This window comes from Marinilactibacillus kalidii, assembly GCF_017599325.1.
Taxonomy (GTDB): Bacteria; Bacillota; Bacilli; order Lactobacillales; family Carnobacteriaceae_A; genus Marinilactibacillus; species Marinilactibacillus kalidii.
Map to the genome: position 1 here is coordinate 98489 of NZ_JAGFVM010000026.1, position 20477 is coordinate 118965.

A 20477-nucleotide genomic window follows, 5' to 3' on the forward strand; every position below is an offset into this window, starting at 1 on the left:
CTATGGTGTTTCTTTTAAAACGAGTTACTCAGTTTCTTGTTCTTGCGATTCAGTTAATACTTCTTCATCAGCGCGTTGTTGCGCTTCTTCAGCACGTTTAATGTCTTGTTCTTTTTTCATTTCTTCTAGTGAGTCTACATTACCGTAATCATCGTCTTCTTCTGTGTCTTGAAGATCAATTGGCAAGCTTTCTTTATCTAGAACTTTCAGATCTAATCCAAGTGACTGTAATTCTTTTACAAGTACGCGGAATGATTCTGGCACGCCTGGACGTGGAATTGGTTCGCCTTTAACGATCGCTTCATAAGTTTTCACACGACCGACTACATCATCTGACTTGTAAGTCAAGATTTCTTGTAGTGTATAAGCTGCACCGTAGGCTTCCAGTGCCCAAACTTCCATCTCTCCAAAACGTTGTCCACCAAATTGTGCTTTACCACCAAGTGGTTGTTGTGTAACAAGAGAGTACGGACCTGTTGAACGAGCATGCAGTTTATCGTCAACCATGTGGGCTAGTTTGATATAGTACATAACGCCGACAGATACTTTGTTGTCGAACTCTTCTCCTGTACGTCCATCATATAAGACGGTTTTCGCGTCGTCGTCCATTCCAGCTTCTTTGATTGTTTCCCAGATATCTTCCTCATGTGCACCATCAAATACTGGTGAAGCAATGTGGATACCCAGTTTACGTGCTGCCATACCCATATGAAGTTCGATAACTTGACCGATATTCATACGTGAAGGCACACCCAGTGGGTTCAGCATGATATCTACTGGTGTTCCATCTGGCATAAATGGCATATCCTCTTCAGGAAGGATCAATGAGATAACCCCTTTGTTTCCGTGACGACCCGCCATCTTATCTCCAACGTTGATTTTACGTTTTTGAACGATGAATACACGAACCAAGAAGTTAACGCCTGGTGACAATTCGTCTCCAGCTTCACGCGTAAAGATTTTAACATCGTGTACGATTCCGCCGCCACCATGTGGTACGCGTAGAGATGTATCACGAACTTCACGAGCTTTTTCTCCAAAGATTGCATGTAACAGTTTTTCTTCTGCAGATAATTCAGATACACCTTTAGGCGTTACTTTACCAACAAGAATGTCGCCATCTTTTACTTCTGCACCGATACGAATAATTCCACGGTCATCAAGATGTTTCAATGCATCTTCTCCGACGTTTGGTAATTCACGTGTGATTTCTTCAGGTCCAAGTTTTGTATCACGTGCTTCTGATTCAAATTCTTCAATATGAATAGAAGTGTATACATCATCTTTAACCAGACGTTCACTCATGATGATCGCATCTTCAAAGTTATAACCGTCGAATGTTGTAAAAGCGATCAGTGGATTACGGCCTAACGCCATTTCTCCATTTTCCATAGAAGGACCATCCGCTAAGATATCTCCCTTGTCTACTTTTTCGTCTTTACTCACTAGGGCACGCTGGTTATAAGAAGTACCAGCATTTGAACGTTTGAATTTCGCAATGTTATATTGATCTAGTGTACCGTCTTCTCTACGAACACGTACTTGTTTCGCGTCTACATACTCAACAACACCATCATGTTTTGCAATGATCGCTGCTCCAGAGTCACGTGCTGCAAGGTGTTCGATACCTGTACCAACAAGCGGTGCTTCAGGTTGCATCAACGGAACGGCTTGGCGTTGCATGTTCGCACCCATCAATGCACGGTTTGAATCATCGTTTTCTAAGAAAGGAATACTGGCTGTCGCAACGGAAACAACTTGTTTAGGCGATACATCCATGTAATCGACTTTCTTAACATCGATCTCTTCATTTTTATTTTTTGTACGTGCTAATACGATGTCGTTTGTAAATGTACCATCTTCATTCAACGGTGCATTCGCTTGAGCAACAACGTAAAGATCCTCCACATCTGCTGTCAGGTAGTGAATTTCATCTGTAACACGTAAATTTTCACGGTCTACTTTACGATAAGGAGTTTCAATGAACCCATATTCGTTGATTTTCGCATATGTTGATAAACTGTTGATCAACCCGATGTTCGGGCCCTCAGGCGTTTCAATCGGACACATACGACCATAGTGAGAATAGTGAACATCTCGAACTTCATATCCAGCACGGTCACGTGTTAAACCACCGGGTCCTAATGCTGATAGACGTCTTTTATGTGTTAACTCACCTAGTGGATTCGTTTGATCCATGAATTGAGATAGCTGTGAAGAACCAAAGAATTCTTTGATTGATGCAACAACTGGACGAATGTTAACTAATTGTTGTGGTGTTGTTGTAGACGTGTCTTGTATAGACATACGTTCACGGACAACACGCTCCATACGAGATAAACCGATACGGAATTGATTTTGTAATAATTCACCAACTGAACGAATACGACGGTTACCTAAGTGGTCGATGTCGTCTGTTTCGCCGATGCCTTCTTGTAAGTTAAAGAAGTAACTCATTGAAGCGATCATGTCAGCTGGAAGCACATATTTCACTTCGCGGTCTGGCGTACCGTTTCCGATGATGTTGACTACACGATCAGAATCAATAGGCGAATACACTTTAACAACTTGTAATTCGATTGGTTCAGGTACAACACCTTCATCTGAAGGGTGAATCGTTATACCACCAAGACCATTATCTAAATGCGGTCCTAGATTATCCATGACATCGCGTGTCACTTCCGTACCTTCTTTAGCTAGTAGTTCACCAGTTTCAGGATCTACAAGTGTCTCAGCAAGCGTCAAGCCCATTAAACGGATTTTAAGATCAAGTTTTTTATTGATTTTGTAACGTCCTACTCGTGCTAAATCATAACGTTTAGGATCAAAGAAACGAGTCGTTAATAAACTTCTTGATGAATCAGCCGTTTTAGGCTCACCCGGACGTAGACGTTCGTATACATCTTTCAACGCTTCTTCTACTCGAGAATCTGCACTGTTTTTGTGAACATCTTTTTCTAATGTCGCTTTCAAGCTTTCGTTTGATCCGAAAAGATCTAAGATCTCATCATCAGAACCAAAACCTAATGCACGAACAAGTACACTTAACGGAATCTTACGTGTACGGTCAATACGAACATTTGATAATCCTTTTGAATCTGTTTCATACTCTAACCAAGCACCTCTGTTAGGAATAACTGTTGTGCCGAAGCCTTCCATACCATTTTTTTCAACTTTAGGGCTGAAATAAACACCAGGTGAACGGACTAGTTGAGAAACAATTACACGTTCAGCACCATTGATAATGAACGTACCTTGTTCAGTCATTAGCGGGAAGTCTCCAAAGAACACTTCTTGTTCTTTCACTTCTCCTGTTTCTTTGTTGATCAAACGTAATTTAACATATAGTGGAGCAGAGTAGTTTGAATCATGTTGTCTCGCTTCATCTACTGTATATTTTGGTTGTTGTAATTTGTAATCTGTAAACTCCAATGATAGATTCCCAGAAAAATCTTCGATTGGCGAGATATCTTTGAACATCTCTCTCAATCCGTCTTCTAAAAACCATTCGTATGAATCTGTCTGTATTTCGATCAAATTCGGGAGTTCCAGCACTTCGTTGATTCGTGAAAAACTTTTTCTGATACGGTGTTTACCGTAATTCACATTATGGCCTGCCAACTTATTTCACCCCTCGTTAATATTCAATGTATGGCTTGTTTCATTTACTCAGTCTAATTGTTACGTTTCGGTTACAAGTGTGACAATTTGTTTAAAATGTCGCTTGTTTTCCTGTTTTAGACCAAAAAAAATACAAAAGATATGTGAAGAATCGATAGATTTCATTCTCACGTTCTTTTGTTTAGCATTCAAAACCTTGTACGGACAATATTTCGCACAAAATTCCATTTTCATACATTGTTTAGCGTCTACTTAGTTTACACGACAAATAGAAGGGTGTCAAGCCTATTTTCATACTTTAGACATCCTTCTATCTTTTATATTTACATACCTTATTAATCGGCTACTTTCTGCGATCTTAATATCCAATAGCCACCATCCAATGAAATTCGCTCAACATTTCCGAAGACTTCTTCCATTTTCTTTTTGGCACTTGGGGCACCTTGCTTCCTCTGAATAACAATGACTAGATAACCCTCGTCTTTCAAGTAATGAATGGCTTGTTCAAGTACAGCGTGTACTGTTTTTTTCCCCGCTCTAATCGGTGGATTCGAAACGATTCCAGCAAAGGCTGTTTCTGTAACGTTCTCGTAGAGAGAAGATGGATGGATCGACACATTCGTCACTTGGTTCGTTTGCGCGTTTTTCTCGGCAAGGGCAAGCGCCCGCTCGTTGACATCAACCATTTCAACGGTTCTATTAGGATCGAGTTTTGCCAACGTCAACCCGATTGGTCCATAGCCACAACCTACATCCAGCAAAGGGCCTTCCGGGTACATCTTCAAATCGATTGCTTCTAATAATACTTGAGAACCATAGTCGACTTTTTCTTTCGAAAACACACCAGCGTCAGTATGAAATGTAAAATCGAACGCTCTAAGCGTTGTCTTCCATGATTTTTGTTCACTTTTCGAATGGGGGTTATTCGTATAGTAATGATCGCTCATGATAAGTTATACCATCTTTCTAGGGTCTGTGTAGTCATCGAAGTCTTGTTCATTCATGACTCCTGAAGCCATCACGACATCTTTTAATGTTTTATTTTCTTCGTATGCTTGTTTAGCAAATCGACTCGCTTGGTCATAACCAACCACAGGTGCAATAGCTGTAACGAGCATTAAAGACTGTTCAACGTACGCACGCATTCGCTCCTCATTAGCGGTCAAGCCTTTCAGACAACGTTCATCAAAACTTTCCAGCCCATCTGCTAACAAGGTAATCGACTGTATCGTATTATAAATAATAACCGGCATATATACGTTTAATTCAAAATTACCCTGCGATGCTGCTATACCGACAGTAGTATCATTTCCCATGACTTGAACACAAACCATCGTCAATGCTTCTACTTGAGTCGGATTAACTTTCCCAGGCATGATGGAGCTGCCTGGTTCATTGGCAGGAATCGTAATTTCAGAAAAACCTGCGCGCGGTCCACTTGCTAGCCAACGGATATCGTTAGCCATTTTCATGGCATTTGCCGCTAACGCTTTTAGTGCGCCATGGAAAAAGACAAAACTGTCCTTACTTGAAAGGCCGTGAAACTTGTTATCTTTTTGCGTGAAAGGCTCATTCGTCCAACGTGAGATTTTTTGAATCGCTTTTTCAGAAAAAGTTGGTTCCATATTCAAGCCCGTTCCGACTGCTGTTCCACCAAGTGGAAGATCATACATGCGTTCCATAGAATCGATGATCATCTTTTCGTTCTGTTCAATCATACCAATCCACCCACTGATCTCTTGACCAAAGGTTAATGGGGTCGCATCTTGCAGGTGCGTCCGACCTACTTTAATGGTATCTTTATACGTTTCAGCTAAAACGGTGAGTGTCGATTTCACTTTTGAAAGTACAGGTAACAGCCGTTCATTTGTTTTTAACACGACTGCTACTTGCATCGCTGTCGGAAATGTATCGTTTGAACTCTGACTCTTATTGACATCATCATTAGGATGTACAAGATCAGTCTCTCTTTTTTCATTAACGATGTGCGCGATGACTTCATTTAAATTCATATTTGTTTGCGTTCCACTACCGGTCTGCCAAACAGACAGCGGGAATTCTTCGTTTAACATACCCCACAATAGTTCATCACAAATTTCTGAAATATGTTCAGCTTTATTTTTATCCAACAAACCTAGTTCAGCATTCGTTAAAGCAGCTGCTTTTTTTACAAGACCAAAAGCCTGTATCAATTCAATTGGCATTTTTTCTTTACCGATTGGAAAATTTTCTAGACTTCTTTGCGTTTGTGCGCCCCATTTTTTAGCAGCATCAATTTGCACCATTCCCATTGCATCTGTTTCTGTTCTTCGTTCCATCCATTTACACACTTTCTCATTTATCGATTAGTTTGCTTTTTTATTAAATACGCTCTTTATATCCTACGCTAATAAGCTACCATTTTCTGCGTCACTTTATATTCTACTAGAATATTAAAAAATATCAAAAATTATTCTTAGGTTTCTATAAAAAATAAAAGAGATGCCTGCGCATCTCTTTTATTGGTTTATCATTATTTAACGGCGTTTAAATTTCTGCTTCAAACGCTTCTTCATGTGGCAAAATCAAATTCAAGATAATACCTGTCATCGCACTGAGCGCTGTTCCAGATAAAGTAACGATACCAGCAAAATCCAATACTGCACCACCAAGGCCGATAACTAGCATGGAACTAGCAATAATCAAGTTTCTTGACTGGTTGAAATCTACTTTGTCTTCAATCATAACTTTTAGCCCATTACTTGCAATAACACCATACAGCAAGATAGACATGCCACCTAAAACAGCATTTGGAATTGTTGAAATTAGTGCAGTAAATTTCCCAAAGAAACTAAGACCGATCGCTATAAACGCGGCATTACGGATAACCGATACGGAAGCAATTCTCGTCATCCCAATGACCCCTGTATTTTCTCCATAAGTCGTGTTTGCCGGTCCACCAAAGAATGCTGAAACTGCCGTTGCTGCACCATCTCCAATCAAGGTTCTTGAAAGACCCGGATTTTTCAGGAACGGACGTCCAACGATTTTCCCAAGTACTGTATGATCGCCAATATGTTCTGCGACAGTCACTAAAACGATTGGCAAGATTGCCCACGTTTCAGGACCAAAGTAAAATGTATAAGAATCGAACATACTATTTTCAAACGGCAAGTAAATTTCTGGCATCGCTAACCATCTCGCTTCTATAATCGGTGCGAAGTCGACAAGCCCAAGTAAAATGGCAATGATATAACCAAAGATAATTCCTGTTAAAAAAGGAATAATTTTAAAGAAGCCTTTTGCTTTTGTATTGATAAAAGCTGTAATGAGGAAAGTTGCTATAGCTACAACGATCGTTCTCCAATCGGAATCTGCTACTAATCCTGCATTAGAAACGGCATTGCTTGCTAAGCCCAAGCCGATAACCATGATCATTGGTCCAATAACGATAGGCGGAAGCAAGCGATCAATCCAGCCTGTCCCGATGACTTTTACTAAAGCCGCAATCAGTATGTATACCAAACCGACCATTACAATACCTGTCTGCGCCGCACTGATGTCGCCACCCATTTGTTCAATCGCTACTTGCATCGCTGCAATATATGCAAAAGAAGAACCAAGATAAACAGGTACTTTTGCCTTCGTTGCAATTTGGTAAATCAATGTGCCGACTCCACTTGCTAGTAACGCTACGGATACTGGTAACCCTAAGAGGATCGGTACTAAAATCGTTGCCCCGAACATTGCAAATACATGTTGAAGACTCAAGAACAACCCTGTAGCTAAAGCCGGTTTATCCTCCACGTCAAGAATTAATGTTTGTTTTTCTACTGCCATCTGTTATCGTTCCTTCCTTTATTTGACTAGCTATTTCCAATTTTTTGCAAAAAAAATACCCTTTGCCATAAGCAAAAGGACCTCGTTTAAACAGATGGGATTACTTGCTTTTTCTACACAGTGGTTCAAGTGATCACTTTCCTTTTTCAGAAATTCTCACTCACCCTTTGTTTAGAAGGCATGTAATAATATAAAGCTTTTCCATCCTTTTTTACCTCACTGGATAAAATTTAAAGGTGTTTTGCTTTTGTTATTGTAGCAATTTATTGTGACTGTTGCAAGAAATAAATTTATATCACGTCCAGATAATCTTATGAAGCACCATTATTTTTTCGAGCTGCAGAGAGCACACAGTCGATCACGATGACCACACCTAGCAGAAGTTCTGTCTGTTCCTTATCAAGAATATCGATTGCATAGGTGTCTCCCCAAGATAGCCATTCTTTGTTAATCGCTGCGATGACTGATCCATTTTGTTTAATGACATAATTATGCGCCATAAAAGAGCCTTCCACATCCCAATCTGGTCCAATAATAGCGTAATTATTCTTAAAGAAATTAAAGTCTTTTTTGACTGTTGCTACTTTTTCGCCATTTTGATACAGGTCATATTCTGGTAGGAATCTTAATAGTTTCTGCTCAATATAGATTATTTCTTCGTCATAAGTATTATATATATGTAACTTACTGCCTAGACTCAGCACTTTACCTTCCACTCGGTACAACATGCGTTCTGAATCATCACGTACTGAAAACTGGTCTCTGAATGAAAAAACCTTCTGCTTGATATAATACTTCATAAAATCTCCTCCTGACTGTTATTTGATTATTGCTATTATAAAGTAAAAAAATAGAAAGGTCGATCCTCGGCTTGAAGACAGACCTTTCATTTAATTAAGCTTCGCTTTTTTTCTCTCAATGTTGTCTCTGGCAGATATATTCGCAACGATTCCAATTGAGCCGGACAATATCAACATACTAGACCCACCATAACTGAGTAACGGGAAAGTCATTCCAGATATTGGCATTAAACCAATCACACCACCAATATTAATCAAGGCTTGAATAAGAAACATTGTTCCGATACCGATGCATAATAACGATTCGAAACTTTTTTTAGAGCGGATACCCACTAAATAGATTCGCGAAATCATAAAGGTAAACAAACCAAGAACGACCAAAACACCTACAAGACCCAACTCTTCACCCGTTATAGATAAAATAAAATCTGTATAGGGTTCAGGTAAATAGCCCGTTTTTTGGACACTGTTTCCGATACCGACTCCAAACAAACCACCACGACTCAAGGCATAATACGATTGAACCAACTGCAAGCCTGCACCATCAGCCAGAGCAAACGGATCCCAAAAAGCTAAGAAACGCTGATACTGATAAGGTCTCATAAACGGTAAATGCTCTCCAAAATGTTTCACGAGCTCTAAAACACCCACAACTAACACTGTCCCGATCGTACTCAACGTTAAGCCCACCTTAGCGGAAACGCCACTAGCAAAAATCATAATCGCACTGATCGTCACAATAACGACAGCTGCCCCAGTATCGGGTTGGATCATAATCAGGGCTACAACCAATCCAATCAGCAAGCTCGGTGCCATGATCGAATTCAAAAAGTCATCTGCAATAACTTTTTGTTTCTTGGACAATATGTAAGCCAAGTACCAGATACATGTTGCTTTAGCAATTTCAGCCGGTTGAACATTGAAAAATGGTAACTCAATCCAACTCTTTGCACCGTTAATTTCCCGTCCAAAAATTAATAAAATCACTAAGGATACAATCGTCAGTATAATACCGATAATGACTACTTTCTTTTTCTTCAATAAGCGAAACGGAAAAAATGCACCGATTACGGCGAAAAGGAGACCACCTACCACATAAGCTGTTTGCCTAACCAGATAATATTGTGGATTATCATAATCTTTCAACCCCATATAACTACTGGCACTGTATACCATCACGATACTAAATAGCGCTAAGATCAAGAAAGGAATCACTAAATATTTATCCATATTTCTTATTCTTTCTTTAAACATCGTCCATTCACTTCCTCTCTCTATACTTCCTTAAAAAATATTTTACCGCTCTTTACGACTTAATTTTCTTTGTTTATTACTTCTTGCAGAAACATTCGCAACCAATCCTATCGAGAAAGATAAAATGATCATACTCGATCCACCGTAACTAATAAATGGAAACGTCATTCCCGATATCGGCATCAACCCGACTACTCCGCCTAAATTGATCATTGATTGAATCAACAGCATCGTCCCAATGCCGATACAGAGTAAAGCATCAAAACAATCGTTCGTTCGTATGCCAATCAAGTAAACGCTGGTAACAAGCATCAGAAACAAACTTAATAAACACAATATACCTATAAGGCCAAATTCTTCTCCAATAATGGACACTATAAAATCGGTATGAGCAAAGGGTAAATACCCCGTTTTTTGAATGCTCTTCCCTATACCCACACCCCATATGCCACCTCGGCTTAGCGCATAGTAAGAATGCACTAACTGCAGACCCGGACCATCAGCTAATTCGAATGGTTTCCAAAAAGCTAGAAACCTTTTATACTGATAATCTTTCAAGAAAAATAGTTGGTCTCCGAAAGTTCTGATTAGCCCAAGAACGCTTGTCAAAAGTAATAAACCAAAAACTCCAAAGGTAATGCCTAGATAAACGGACACTCCACTTGCTAAAATCATGACCGAACCAATTGCTAAAATGATTAGAGAAGATCCGGTATCTGGCTGAATAAAAATTAAGACAATCAAAAGCCCTACGAGCACACATGGTGCTACAATACTATGGATAAATCGTTCTGTAATGAGATGCTGTTTTCTCGAAAGTATATAAGAAAAGTACCAGATAGTCACTAGTTTAGCCAGTTCAGCCGGCTGAAGATTGAAAGATCCGATTTCCAGCCACCTCTTAGCACCGTAAACTTCTCGTCCAAATATAAGCAAAACACTTAACATCAAGAGCATAAAAATAACCGCTGACAGGATGATTTTCTTACTTTTCAATAAGCGAAATGGCATAAGAAACCCTGCAAAAGCTGCAATTAATCCAATCGCTACGAAAACAAACTGTCTATTCATGTAGTAAGCTGGATTATCATGAAGTCTTAGCGCTGTATAGCTACTTGCGCTGTAAACCATCACAATACTGAATAACGATAGAATTAAGAAAGGAATCATTAGGCATTTATCTACCAGTTTCATTCGTTCCATTAACACTTCATTTCACCGCTTTCTTAAGCTTTCAAGAATCAGCGTGAAAGCTTTTATCATCTCCTGAAAACATATAAGACTTGTGATGAAACCGCATAGACATCATAACACCGATCCCCATCATGTTACCAATCAAAGCAGATCCTCCTTGAGAAATAAATGGAAGAGGAATACCTGTCATCGGTAATAAACCTGTATTCATCCCGATATTCTCAAGGACGTGGAACACGATCATCATGATGACACCCGTTGCGATATAAGCATAAAATTCATTTTTTGTGTCATAAATAATCCTAACCATGTAATAAATAAGCATAAAATAGATAAAAATCAATATTGAAGAACCAATAAACCCGAAGTTTTCTCCTATAGTAGAAAAAATCATATCCGATTCTCTAACCGGAACATAAACGTCTGACACACCCAGGCCCTTACCAAAAACACCACCAGATCCTATCGCTTTAAATGCCTGAAGAACTTGGAAAGTAGCATCTGTTGACCCTTCATGCGGATTCAACCATGTATCGATCCTTGCGAACTGATATCCCTGAAAGCCAAGCCGCATCAATAAATCTCTATTATAAGTGACGAGAACAATCAAGGTTCCACCGAAAATGGAGAGCAGCAAAAATATCGGTACTAAAATTTTCCATGTAATCCCAGAAAGCAACGTGATGCCAATCGCGATCGCAATATACACTAATGCTGTTCCCAAATCATTTTGCATAAAAACAAGCGTAATCGGTATCAATGAAAAGAAAAGCAATTTAACGAGCAACACGGCATCCGTTTGAACCGACTTCAAAAGTGTACGACTGTTATGAAGCGTCACTACTTTTGAGAGCATCAAAATATAAGGGATTTTAACAAATTCGGAGGGTTGCATCGTTCCAAGCGGTCCGAGTCTCACCCACCTTTTACCACCCGTTAGTAGATGAAGGTGTCTATCGTAAAATAATACGGTAAGCAGTAAAACCACCAGCCCGATAATATAAAGGTACGTGGTCATACGCCACATTTTTTCTGAATCAAATTGCATGATAATGACCACTGTGATAACACCCAAGATATACCAAAGTACTTGCATAACTGTGTGTTTAAGTGAATCTCCTTGCATCAGTACAGTGGTTGAATAAATAGTCGTTACGCTAAATAGCGCTAACAGCATAATCATCAAAACAATACCGTAATCAATTCGACGGGAGTCGTTGTTCTTCATTTTTTCGGCTCCTTTTTCACTCTTTAAAATATTTTATTGAATGAAAGCCGGCTTATTTTACTAGCCGGCTATTGTTCTATTCAGTTTATGAACCAGCGTGGAATGTTTCAGACTCACCCGAGAAGAAATAAGACTTGTGATGATAACGCATAGACATAATCAGTCCAATCGCCATCATATTTCCAAGCAAAGCTGATCCTCCTTGAGAAATAAAAGGTAATGGAATCCCAGTCATCGGTAACAACCCGACGCTCATTCCAATATTTTCCAACACGTGAAACGCAATCATCATAATAATACCGGTTGCAATGTACGCATAAAATTCATTTTTTGTATCATAAACGATTTTCACCATTTGATAAATCAATACGAAATAAAGAAGAATGAGGAACGCTCCTCCGATGAAACCAAAGTTCTCCCCAACGGTGGAAAAGATCATATCTGATTCTCTAACAGGGATCGGAACATCTGATACACCAAACCCTTTACCAAAGACCCCTCCAGATCCAATCGCTAAGAATACCCTCGTAATTTGATAAGAGGCCCCAGAAGTATCTTGATAGGGATTTAACCACGTATCGATACGCGCAAATTGATAATTACTAAATCCAAGTTGTATTAAAAATTCTCTATTATATACAACGAGTAATACCAACCCAACTCCGAGTGTAGTGACTACTAAAAATGTTGGTAGAATAATCTGCCATTTAACACCCGAGAGCAAGACGACCCCGACCAATATAGCCATATATACTAAAGATGTTCCTAAATCGTTGAGGACCAACACTAAATATGGAACGGCATATAAAGCGATTTTCCCAAGCAAGATAAAATCACTACGATATTCATGCGTTGGAAAGTAACTATTATGTTTCGTCACTACTTTTGCCAGAATCAAGATAAAGGAGATTTTAGCAAATTCGGCGGGCTGAATCGTTCCAATCCCTGGAAGTCTAATCCAAGACTTCCCACCTGTCTTTTCAAATAAAGTTCGATCATAAAAAATGAACGTCACTATCAGTAGCAAAATTCCAATAACATATAGATAATTGGTCATCTTCCAAATTTGTTCAGAATCAAACTGCATAATGACCGCAATAGCGATTGCACCCAAGCCATACCATGCTGTATGCATAATCGTCTGGCGAATACCTGTATTATTTATCAAACTTGTGGTTGAGTAGATCATGGCTATACTAAATAGTGCCAATAACATGACACTCAGTATGATCCCATAATCTATACGATTGGTTTGTTTGTCTTCATTCATTCAATTTTACTCCTTTTTACGTTACGGATTCTGGTGGGCATCTGACCTTAATTGCGTCACTAACATTTCACTCTTCAAAAAAACATTTTAACAGATTCATTTCATCATTAATAGACATGCCGAGCATTTAGCACAAAATAGCCACAGAAAAACAAAGATTTCTTAATAATTTCAAATTATAAAAAAAAAGCACCGCTACACTGACCATAAAATGACCAGTGTAGCGGTGCTCGTTTAGTGATTCAGCAAACGCCTGAAAAGTTAATTACTTAACTTCTACAGAACCGCCAGCTTCTTCGATTTTAGCTTTAAGTTCTTCAGCTTCGTCTTTAGAAACGCCTTCTTTGATTGCTGAAGGAGCGCCATCAACTAATGCTTTAGCTTCTTTCAAGCCAAGACCAGTAGCTTCACGTACAGCTTTGATTACTTTGATTTTAGCAGATCCAGCACTTGCTAGTTCAACTGTAAATTCAGTTTGTTCAGCAGCTTCTGCAGCTCCTGCTCCTGCTGCTGCAACTGGTGCTGCAGCTTCAACGCCAAATTCTTCTTCGATTGCGCTAACTAAGTCGTTCAATTCAACGATTGTAGACTCTTTTAAGTCAGCAATGATTTTTTCGATATCTAATGCCATTTTATATTTCCTCCAGTATGATAGTTGTGTTTTTAGTTAATTGGTAGTGCCAGTAAAACTGTAGAATCGGTTGTTCCATAACAGAACGTGCGCTTACGCTGCTTCCTCTTCTTCTTTTTTCTCTGCAACTGCTTTGATTGCCAAGGCAGTGTTTCGAACTGGTGCTTGTAGTACAGATAGTAGCATAGAAAGTAAACCGTCGCGGCTTGGTAGTTTCGCAATTTTGTTGATTTCTTCAACACTTGCTACTTTACCTTCCAATACGCCACCTTTAATTTCTAAAGCTTCCGCATCTTTAGCAAATTCTGCAATGATTTTTGCAGGCGCTACTACTTCTTCGTTACTGAAGGCTACGGCTGTAGGTCCTTTGAAGACGTCATCTAATCCGTCCAAATTCGCTGCTACTGCTGCACGACGTAACATTGTGTTTTTCAAGACACGCATTTCGATACCAGAATCGCGTAGTTGTTTACGTAACTCAGTTACTTGTTCAACTGTTAATCCACGGTAATCTACTACGACTACTGCAGCTGCGTCTTGGAATTTTTTAGTAATGTCTTGAACCATTTCTTCTTTTTGTGCTAGAATATTTGCTTTGCTCATTGATGTTTCACCTCCTGATCGATTGTAAAAGGGCAATAAAAAAACCCCATATCTCCGCAGACGAAGAGGGATTGTGTGTTTAACGTAAGTTATCATCACAATTATCCTCGGTATGGTATTTAAGGCTTTCGCCACATACTGTCTTCGGTATAATTCAGCTTTCCTGTTAATCGAAATGAAAAACAGATTCACTTTACTTATATTCATCAATGTTCAGTTAATTGCTTAACCTGCACAAGTATAGCAAGCTAGACTCTGCAGGTCAAGAATTAATTGAATTTTTTAGGGTTTAAATTAAAATTATTTAGAAACTGAAGACTGGTCTATTTTGACACCAGGGCCAAAAGTACTTGCTACAGCCATATTTTTAATGTAAACACCTTTTGAGCTAGCAGGTTTTGCTTTAACGATTGTTTCGTGAATAGCAACAAGGTTTTCTTGTAGTTTGTTCAAGTCAAATGACACTTTTCCGATTGGAACGTGGATATTTGACTGACGGTCTACACGATAAGTTACTTGTCCAGCTTTGATATCGTTAACAGCTTTTGCTACGTCAGGTGTTACAGTACCAGTTTTAGGGTTAGGCATTAGACCTTTGGGTCCTAGAACACGTCCTAGTTTACCAACTTCGGCCATCATGTCAGGCGCTGCAACAACTACGTCGAAGTCGAACCATCCACCTTGTACTTTTTCAACTAAATCGCTATCGCCAACGAAATCTGCTCCAGCTTCTTGTGCTGCTTTTGCTTGATCTCCTTTTGCGAAAACAATGACTGTTGATGTTTTACCTGTTCCGTGTGGCAATACCATTGCGCCACGAATTTGTTGATCAGCTTGTTTAGGGTCTACTCCTAGACGATATGCAACTTCAACAGATGCATCAAATCCAGCGTAGTCGATTTCTTTAACTAATTCTAGTGCTGCAGAAGCGTCATACAATTGTTCTCTGTTGACTTTTTCCAGAGCAGCTAAAAACTTTTTACTTTTCTTCGCCATGATTATTTCCTCCTTGTTGTGGTATTAACGGCTTAACCTCCCACTTGTTCTCCATCATCCGACTTTTCCAGATGCTTTGTTAAAAGTATCTGGAAAGTGTACGAGATACCCGGAGACAGCAAGAGCTTAGAGTTGTCGGTTTTTAATTAACCTTCAACAGTGAAGCCCATGCTACGAGCTGTACCTTCGACCATACGCATAGCAGCTTCTACAGATGCTGCGTTTAAGTCTTCCATTTTTGTTTCAGCAATTCCTCTAACTTGTTCACTTGTTACAGAAGCCACTTTTTTAGTGTTTGGTTCGCCAGAACCAGACTCAACGCCGGCAGCTTTTTTAAGCAATACTGCAGCTGGTGGTGTTTTAGTGATGAATGTAAATGAACGGTCTTCGTATACTGAGATAACAACTGGAATGATCATTCCTGCTTGGTCTGCAGTACGAGCGTTGAACTCTTTACAGAATCCCATAATATTTACTTGTGCTTGTCCTAATGCTGGTCCTACTGGAGGAGCTGGATTAGCTTTCCCTGCAGGAATTTGCAATTTGACTACGTTTACGACTTTCTTTGCCACGAGACATACCTCCTTGATTTGTTTCGCGAGTGGTTAAATGAGGTTATAGTTTTCCTCTCCCACCTAATTCTTCGCATGCGAAATATGCGTACTGCATATTGGGCGTACTGACATATTATAGTCCTTCACTGTTTTACTGTCAAGGCTAAACTTGAACTAGTCTTTGAGCTGTGAAATCTGATCATAGTCTAGTTCAGCATTTGTTTCACGCCCGAACATTTCAACAAGTGCCTTCACTTTACCTTTATCAGATTCAATTTCTGTGATTGTGCCTTCCATGCCTGCAAATGCACCATTGATGATTTTAACACGTTCACCAATCTCTACATCAATATTTACTTTACGTGGATTAATGCCCATGCTACGTAAAATTTGATCGACTTCTTCTGGCAATAAAGGTGATGGCTTACTTCCGGCTCCGTGTGAACCAACAAACCCCGTTACACCTGGAGTGTTACGTACGATATACCATGCATCATCTGACATGATCATTTCAACTAGTACGTAACCTGGGAATGTTTTGTGTGTCGAAACTTTTGTTTCTCCATCTTTCTCTTCATATGTTTGCTCTTCTGGAATCAACACTTGTAAGATATTGTGTTCCATTCCCATACTGTTTGCTCTGGATTCTAAATTTTGTTTCACCTTATTTTCGTAACCTGAGTAAGTATGCAATACATACCATGCTTTTGATAATTCTACTTCTGACATATTGTTCTCCTTTTTATTCGTTTTCTTTTCATTCTACAATTGTTTCGAACCATAATAAAAAACCTTCTACGGCATTGGTGAGTGAGAAGGTTTTTTGTCGTGTCTTTTAATATATTCGTATTATATCACTTAAATCAATGATAATCTATTTCATTCAGTGGTTCAACTGTTTTTAGATCAAATTCAATAAAAAACTAATGATTGAATCTACTCCAAAAAAGAAAACGCTGAAAAATGCCACAACTCCAAAGACAGTTAATGTGTTTTTGCGCATTTCTTTGCTTGTCGGCCAAGTAGTTTCTTTCAATTCATACTTTACTTCTCCGAAAAACTTTTTGATTTTACTCATCGGTGTTTCCTCCTTTACTACTTTGGTTGACTTGAATTACTTTTACTTTGTTTCTCTATGCAAGGTATGTTTTGAGCAGTAGCTACAATATTTATTTACTTCTAGGCGTTCTGTACGAACCTTCGAGCCGCCATTTTTAGAATAATTTCTAGATCCGCACTCAGTACAGGCTAAGACAATTTTATTTTTCATTTTATACAGTTCCTCGTTTCTTTTATCCCCATCGACATGCTTACGCAAATACATTGCGTACCAATCTAAATAATACTGTTTATCAATAACATAGTCAACCACTAGTTCAGTCTAGCACGATTTGATTTTCTTAATTGTGCTTGGCTATCCATCCTTTCCTTTAGATGTTACCCGCTACTAAAAAACTTTTGTTCACATGTTTGCAAACCAGTTATCTTTATTTTCGTTTATATATAGAAGAGTTTGCCCATCTGTGGCACAATAGCTGTACAGGAACTCACAGGTAAAGGACGTTTGTTATGACCAAGACTCAAAAATTAATTTATATTTCTTTGCTTTCCGCACAAGCGGTGATTTTAGGACTGATTGAGCGTAGTATTCCTTTCCCTTTTGCATTTGCACCAGGTGCTAAATTAGGAATTGCCAATCTTATTACCATTGTAGCGATCTATACATTGCCATTTAAAGATAGCACCAAAGTCGTTGGCATGCGCTTGATCATGACAACCTTGCTCGGTGGAACGATTTCCACTCTTTTATATAGTGCCGCTGGAGCTATTCTCAGTTATATTGGCATGGTCTTCGTTAAAACGGTCGGCGGCGATAAAGTTAGTATCATCGGCGTTAGTGCAACAGGTGGCATTTTACATAACCTCGGGCAATTGCTTGTTGCTAGCTTTATCGCACAAACGTGGACAGTATTACTTTATTTACCAGTATTATCATTCATGGGAATCCTTTCGGGTATTGCTATCGGTATAGCCGCTAACTTTTTAATGGAAAAGACGTCTATTATTCGCCGTTTCAAAAATCAATCTAGTTAATAAATCAAAAATCCGCAAGCTCAACTTATCATGAGTTTACGGATTTTTTCGTGGGTTCATATAAAAACGTTAAGTACGACTGATTTTACGCTGTTTTATTTATCGAGAAATAATGACTTATATTTCTGTGTACATCTATGTTTTGCATTCATTACTTTCTCTCTGGAACAATCCAAATGCTCAGCAATGCTGTCGTAACTATATCCTTTAGCAAAAAGCATCACAACCTTCTTTTCGAATGCAGATAGATGTTTTTGAAATTCTTGCATTGTTTCTTCGATGAGTAACGCATCCAGCGGCGAACTATCTTTTGCTATGCCCATCACATAGATACCTTTCTGTTCACAGAGATGGTCTAGTGATATTGCATTAGAATCAGCCTTTCTTTTTTTCGCAAACTTCATTCTCCTTAAACTACTGAAATGGTTATCCAAACTTAGTGAAACAAATTGACTAAAACACATCTTTTTATCACGTTTATATTTTTTAGTTACACATACAAAACACAAGCTTGCTTCTTGCCATAAATCTTCTCGACTGCGCTCAAAACATTGCCAGTTTTTATATACCGCTCTCCATAAAAGCGACTCACATCGCTTATAGAGGATTTCAAATGTATCTTCAATATCATGCTGGAACATAAAAATCAGTGTTTCGTTAATATGTTCTTCTTGTTTTCTCCTTCTATCATTCCCTACTTTCTTTTGTTCAGTCATGCTTAGATTCCCCTTTCTTTTATATGCATAGGTGTTAAATAACACATGTATCCATACCTATTATACTGCCAGATTTTCCGAATATTTCACTTAAAAAATTGCATTTTTCAGAGAAATTTAACTTAATTCTGGAAAACGCATCATGAAACTATTTGAGGGTTTTCAGAAATCACTTTTTCTTTTTTGTTTTCATTATTTATTTCAAAAAAAAGAAACCCCTTTTCAAAGAGATTTCTGTTCACATTTTATTCAAATTCACTTACTATCCTCGTCTGTCTTGGACGAGTCACTTTTAATCAACTGCTGATAAAAAGCTTTTAGCCGTTGTTCGTCTTCTTCTTTTAAAGGGGAGTTGCGCCGATATTGCTGCATTTCATATAGGGTAGCATCTAAAGCTATATTCCTTTTGATTCGATTGATTTCTTTATACAGCTCTATGGCAGATGTCCTGGCTGCACCTCTTTGAAAGACGATCCACTGCTCTGCAAGATCAGATGTCGCGACTGTTACATTGGTGATCAACAAGTTTTCTTCTCCAACGGATCGTTCAATATAACTATCTGCAGTTTCACCTTCATTTGTAAAAATAACGACGACGTCATATTTATCATATCGCTGTTGAATCCCCGGAACCAACTGTGCATCGAAAACGATTCTGATCTCAACACCTTGATATTTAGCATAATTACTTAATTCGTGAAGGAGCTGGTCTCTCGCATCCGCCATTTTGTCAATCTTTTTCAACTTTACCAGTTCAGGCCAAGCCCCGATCATATTATACCCATCTACATATAGCAGGTCTTTTTTCATCGTGCGCCTCCTTTCTTTAAAAGTCTACTCATTATAGCGCGTTACGTTTACGGAAGACTTCGTACATCAAGAGACTGGATGCGACACTGGCATTCAGGCTTTGTACATGACCCGTCATTGGAATCATCAAAGTCTCATCGACTTTTTCTTTGACAAGTCGAGAAAGACCTTTACCTTCGTTACCTATAACGAGTCCAATAGGCGCTGAAACTTCCCATCTTCTATAATCTTTACCATCCATATCCGTTCCAAAAATCCAAAGTCCACGTTCTTTCAACTCTTCAATGGTCTGTACGAGATTCGTTACACGGACAACTGGCACATACTCAATCGCACCAGTAGAAGCTTTCGCTACTGTTGAAGTCAATCCCACTGCGCGACGCTTCGGAATAATGATTCCATGTACTCCTGCTGCATCTGCGGTTCTCATGATTGAACCTAAATTATGCGGATCTTCAATCCCGTCTAATAATAGGAAAAAGGGTTCTTCTCCCTTGGCTTTAGCCGCTGCAAAGAGATTATCTATCTCTGCGTAAGCTACTGGACTTGCTGCAACCAGCACCCCTTGATGATTCTCTCCGTCACTCAATAAATCTAATTTACTTTTAGGCACAAAGCTCACTTGAATTTTACGTTTTTTCGCTTCTTCTTGGATTTCTTTCAACTTACCACCAGATAAACCTTCTTGAACGAAGATTTTATTGATATCACGATCTGATTTGATCGTTTCTAGCGCTGGAATTCTTCCAATAACCATTTCATCTTGTGCGATATCTTGTTCGACGACTTCTGGTTTAGACGCTATTTTTTCTTTAATTCTACTTGGCTTACGTTCAGTCGCATTTTTATTGAATTTGTCTGATTGATTACGCTTTGGTCTATTCTTA

Annotated in this window: 20 protein-coding genes and 1 other annotated feature; of the genes, 1 reads left to right on the top strand and 19 read right to left on the bottom strand. The window is 38.9% G+C overall.

What is annotated here, in order from left to right:
- Window positions 1-24 precede the first annotated feature (24 nt).
- The 16 genes from rpoB to rpmG all read right to left on the bottom strand — a co-directional run bounded on the left by rpoB (window position 25) and on the right by rpmG (window position 17240).
- Window positions 25-3621, bottom strand: coding sequence for a DNA-directed RNA polymerase subunit beta (gene rpoB / locus J5J05_RS06180; protein ID WP_208559800.1), 3597 nt, complete (start codon window positions 3619-3621; stop codon window positions 25-27).
- A gap of 335 nt (window positions 3622-3956) precedes the next feature.
- Window positions 3957-4568 carry a class I SAM-dependent methyltransferase gene (locus J5J05_RS06185; protein WP_208559802.1) on the bottom strand — a complete coding sequence of 204 codons (612 nt, stop codon included), beginning with the start codon at window positions 4566-4568 and terminating at the stop codon, window positions 3957-3959.
- Window positions 4569-4574: 6 nt separating this feature from the next.
- Entirely contained in the window at window positions 4575-5939 is a 1365-nt protein-coding gene (gene fumC / locus J5J05_RS06190; RefSeq protein WP_208559804.1) for a class II fumarate hydratase, read from the bottom strand.
- A 208-nt stretch (window positions 5940-6147) separates the two neighbouring features.
- A complete protein-coding gene (locus J5J05_RS06195; protein ID WP_208559806.1) occupies window positions 6148-7440 on the bottom strand; it encodes a uracil-xanthine permease family protein in 1293 nt (430 codons plus the stop codon).
- 311 nt (window positions 7441-7751) lie between these two features.
- Window positions 7752-8240: an LURP-one-related/scramblase family protein gene (locus J5J05_RS06200; protein WP_208559807.1), complete on the bottom strand. Its 489-nt coding sequence runs from the start codon at window positions 8238-8240 to the stop codon at window positions 7752-7754.
- 90 nt (window positions 8241-8330) lie between these two features.
- Window positions 8331-9494, bottom strand: a complete 1164-nt coding sequence (locus J5J05_RS06205; RefSeq protein WP_208559809.1) for an FtsW/RodA/SpoVE family cell cycle protein — start codon at window positions 9492-9494, stop codon at window positions 8331-8333.
- 42 nt (window positions 9495-9536) lie between these two features.
- Window positions 9537-10697, bottom strand: coding sequence for an FtsW/RodA/SpoVE family cell cycle protein (locus tag J5J05_RS06210; protein WP_208559810.1), 1161 nt, complete (start codon window positions 10695-10697; stop codon window positions 9537-9539).
- A 31-nt stretch (window positions 10698-10728) separates the two neighbouring features.
- Window positions 10729-11916, bottom strand: a complete 1188-nt coding sequence (locus J5J05_RS06215; RefSeq protein WP_208559811.1) for an FtsW/RodA/SpoVE family cell cycle protein — start codon at window positions 11914-11916, stop codon at window positions 10729-10731.
- A gap of 85 nt (window positions 11917-12001) precedes the next feature.
- Window positions 12002-13186 (bottom strand): FtsW/RodA/SpoVE family cell cycle protein, encoded by a 1185-nt coding sequence (locus tag J5J05_RS06220; RefSeq protein WP_208559812.1) that lies wholly within the window; start codon window positions 13184-13186, stop codon window positions 12002-12004.
- A 265-nt stretch (window positions 13187-13451) separates the two neighbouring features.
- The gene (gene rplL / locus J5J05_RS06225) at window positions 13452-13817 is read right to left on the bottom strand and encodes a 50S ribosomal protein L7/L12 (RefSeq protein ID WP_208559813.1); all 366 of its coding nucleotides are present in this window, start codon (window positions 13815-13817) and stop codon (window positions 13452-13454) included.
- A 93-nt stretch (window positions 13818-13910) separates the two neighbouring features.
- Complete coding sequence (gene rplJ, locus J5J05_RS06230) at window positions 13911-14420, bottom strand: 50S ribosomal protein L10 (protein ID WP_208559814.1); 510 nt, start codon at window positions 14418-14420, stop codon at window positions 13911-13913.
- 29 nt (window positions 14421-14449) lie between these two features.
- Window positions 14450-14586, bottom strand: a sequence feature (ribosomal protein L10 leader region).
- 134 nt (window positions 14587-14720) lie between these two features.
- Window positions 14721-15416: a 50S ribosomal protein L1 gene (gene rplA, locus J5J05_RS06235; RefSeq protein ID WP_208559815.1), complete on the bottom strand. Its 696-nt coding sequence runs from the start codon at window positions 15414-15416 to the stop codon at window positions 14721-14723.
- A gap of 146 nt (window positions 15417-15562) precedes the next feature.
- Entirely contained in the window at window positions 15563-15988 is a 426-nt protein-coding gene (gene rplK, locus J5J05_RS06240) for a 50S ribosomal protein L11 (RefSeq protein WP_208559816.1), read from the bottom strand.
- 156 nt (window positions 15989-16144) lie between these two features.
- Window positions 16145-16699 carry a transcription termination/antitermination protein NusG gene (gene nusG, locus J5J05_RS06245; RefSeq protein WP_208559818.1) on the bottom strand — a complete coding sequence of 185 codons (555 nt, stop codon included), beginning with the start codon at window positions 16697-16699 and terminating at the stop codon, window positions 16145-16147.
- A gap of 172 nt (window positions 16700-16871) precedes the next feature.
- On the bottom strand, window positions 16872-17048 hold the full coding sequence (gene secE, locus J5J05_RS06250) for a preprotein translocase subunit SecE (RefSeq protein ID WP_208559820.1): 177 nt from the start codon (window positions 17046-17048) through the stop codon (window positions 16872-16874).
- 42 nt (window positions 17049-17090) lie between these two features.
- Window positions 17091-17240 carry a 50S ribosomal protein L33 gene (gene rpmG / locus J5J05_RS06255; RefSeq protein WP_208559849.1) on the bottom strand — a complete coding sequence of 50 codons (150 nt, stop codon included), beginning with the start codon at window positions 17238-17240 and terminating at the stop codon, window positions 17091-17093.
- A 299-nt stretch (window positions 17241-17539) separates the two neighbouring features.
- Here rpmG and J5J05_RS06260 point away from each other — a divergent pair, with 299 nt between their 5' ends.
- Complete coding sequence (locus J5J05_RS06260) at window positions 17540-18064, top strand: Gx transporter family protein (RefSeq protein WP_208559821.1); 525 nt, start codon at window positions 17540-17542, stop codon at window positions 18062-18064.
- A 95-nt stretch (window positions 18065-18159) separates the two neighbouring features.
- On the opposite strand, the gene J5J05_RS06265 is transcribed toward J5J05_RS06260, so the two are convergent.
- The 3 genes from J5J05_RS06265 to rlmB all read right to left on the bottom strand — a co-directional run bounded on the left by J5J05_RS06265 (window position 18160) and on the right by rlmB (window position 20347).
- Window positions 18160-18780, bottom strand: a complete 621-nt coding sequence (locus J5J05_RS06265; RefSeq protein ID WP_208559823.1) for an RNA polymerase sigma factor — start codon at window positions 18778-18780, stop codon at window positions 18160-18162.
- Window positions 18781-19035: 255 nt separating this feature from the next.
- A complete protein-coding gene (locus J5J05_RS06270) occupies window positions 19036-19590 on the bottom strand; it encodes an NYN domain-containing protein (protein ID WP_208559824.1) in 555 nt (184 codons plus the stop codon).
- Between the two features lie 31 nt (window positions 19591-19621).
- Window positions 19622-20347: a 23S rRNA (guanosine(2251)-2'-O)-methyltransferase RlmB gene (gene rlmB, locus J5J05_RS06275; RefSeq protein WP_208559850.1), complete on the bottom strand. Its 726-nt coding sequence runs from the start codon at window positions 20345-20347 to the stop codon at window positions 19622-19624.
- Window positions 20348-20477: the final 130 nt, after the last annotated feature.

What these genes read in the sequence shown, in the direction of transcription:
- J5J05_RS06185 (WP_208559802.1), bottom strand. Translation starts at nt 4,568, where the DNA reads ATGAGCGATCATTACTATACGAATAACCCCCATTCGAAAAGTGAACAA.
- fumC (WP_208559804.1), bottom strand. Translation starts at nt 5,939, where the DNA reads ATGGAACGAAGAACAGAAACAGATGCAATGGGAATGGTGCAAATTGAT.
- J5J05_RS06195 (WP_208559806.1), bottom strand. Translation starts at nt 7,440, where the DNA reads ATGGCAGTAGAAAAACAAACATTAATTCTTGACGTGGAGGATAAACCG.
- J5J05_RS06200 (WP_208559807.1), bottom strand. Translation starts at nt 8,240, where the DNA reads ATGAAGTATTATATCAAGCAGAAGGTTTTTTCATTCAGAGACCAGTTT.
- J5J05_RS06205 (WP_208559809.1), bottom strand. Translation starts at nt 9,494, where the DNA reads ATGTTTAAAGAAAGAATAAGAAATATGGATAAATATTTAGTGATTCCT.
- J5J05_RS06210 (WP_208559810.1), bottom strand. Translation starts at nt 10,697, where the DNA reads ATGGAACGAATGAAACTGGTAGATAAATGCCTAATGATTCCTTTCTTA.
- J5J05_RS06215 (WP_208559811.1), bottom strand. Translation starts at nt 11,916, where the DNA reads ATGAAGAACAACGACTCCCGTCGAATTGATTACGGTATTGTTTTGATG.
- J5J05_RS06220 (WP_208559812.1), bottom strand. Translation starts at nt 13,186, where the DNA reads ATGAATGAAGACAAACAAACCAATCGTATAGATTATGGGATCATACTG.
- rplL (WP_208559813.1), bottom strand. Translation starts at nt 13,817, where the DNA reads ATGGCATTAGATATCGAAAAAATCATTGCTGACTTAAAAGAGTCTACA.
- rplJ (WP_208559814.1), bottom strand. Translation starts at nt 14,420, where the DNA reads ATGAGCAAAGCAAATATTCTAGCACAAAAAGAAGAAATGGTTCAAGAC.
- rplA (WP_208559815.1), bottom strand. Translation starts at nt 15,416, where the DNA reads ATGGCGAAGAAAAGTAAAAAGTTTTTAGCTGCTCTGGAAAAAGTCAAC.
- nusG (WP_208559818.1), bottom strand. Translation starts at nt 16,699, where the DNA reads ATGTCAGAAGTAGAATTATCAAAAGCATGGTATGTATTGCATACTTAC.
- secE (WP_208559820.1), bottom strand. Translation starts at nt 17,048, where the DNA reads ATGAGTAAAATCAAAAAGTTTTTCGGAGAAGTAAAGTATGAATTGAAA.
- rpmG (WP_208559849.1), bottom strand. Translation starts at nt 17,240, where the DNA reads ATGAAAAATAAAATTGTCTTAGCCTGTACTGAGTGCGGATCTAGAAAT.
- J5J05_RS06260 (WP_208559821.1), top strand. Translation starts at nt 17,540, where the DNA reads ATGACCAAGACTCAAAAATTAATTTATATTTCTTTGCTTTCCGCACAA.
- J5J05_RS06265 (WP_208559823.1), bottom strand. Translation starts at nt 18,780, where the DNA reads ATGACTGAACAAAAGAAAGTAGGGAATGATAGAAGGAGAAAACAAGAA.
- J5J05_RS06270 (WP_208559824.1), bottom strand. Translation starts at nt 19,590, where the DNA reads ATGAAAAAAGACCTGCTATATGTAGATGGGTATAATATGATCGGGGCT.
- rlmB (WP_208559850.1), bottom strand. Translation starts at nt 20,347, where the DNA reads ATGGTTATTGGAAGAATTCCAGCGCTAGAAACGATCAAATCAGATCGT.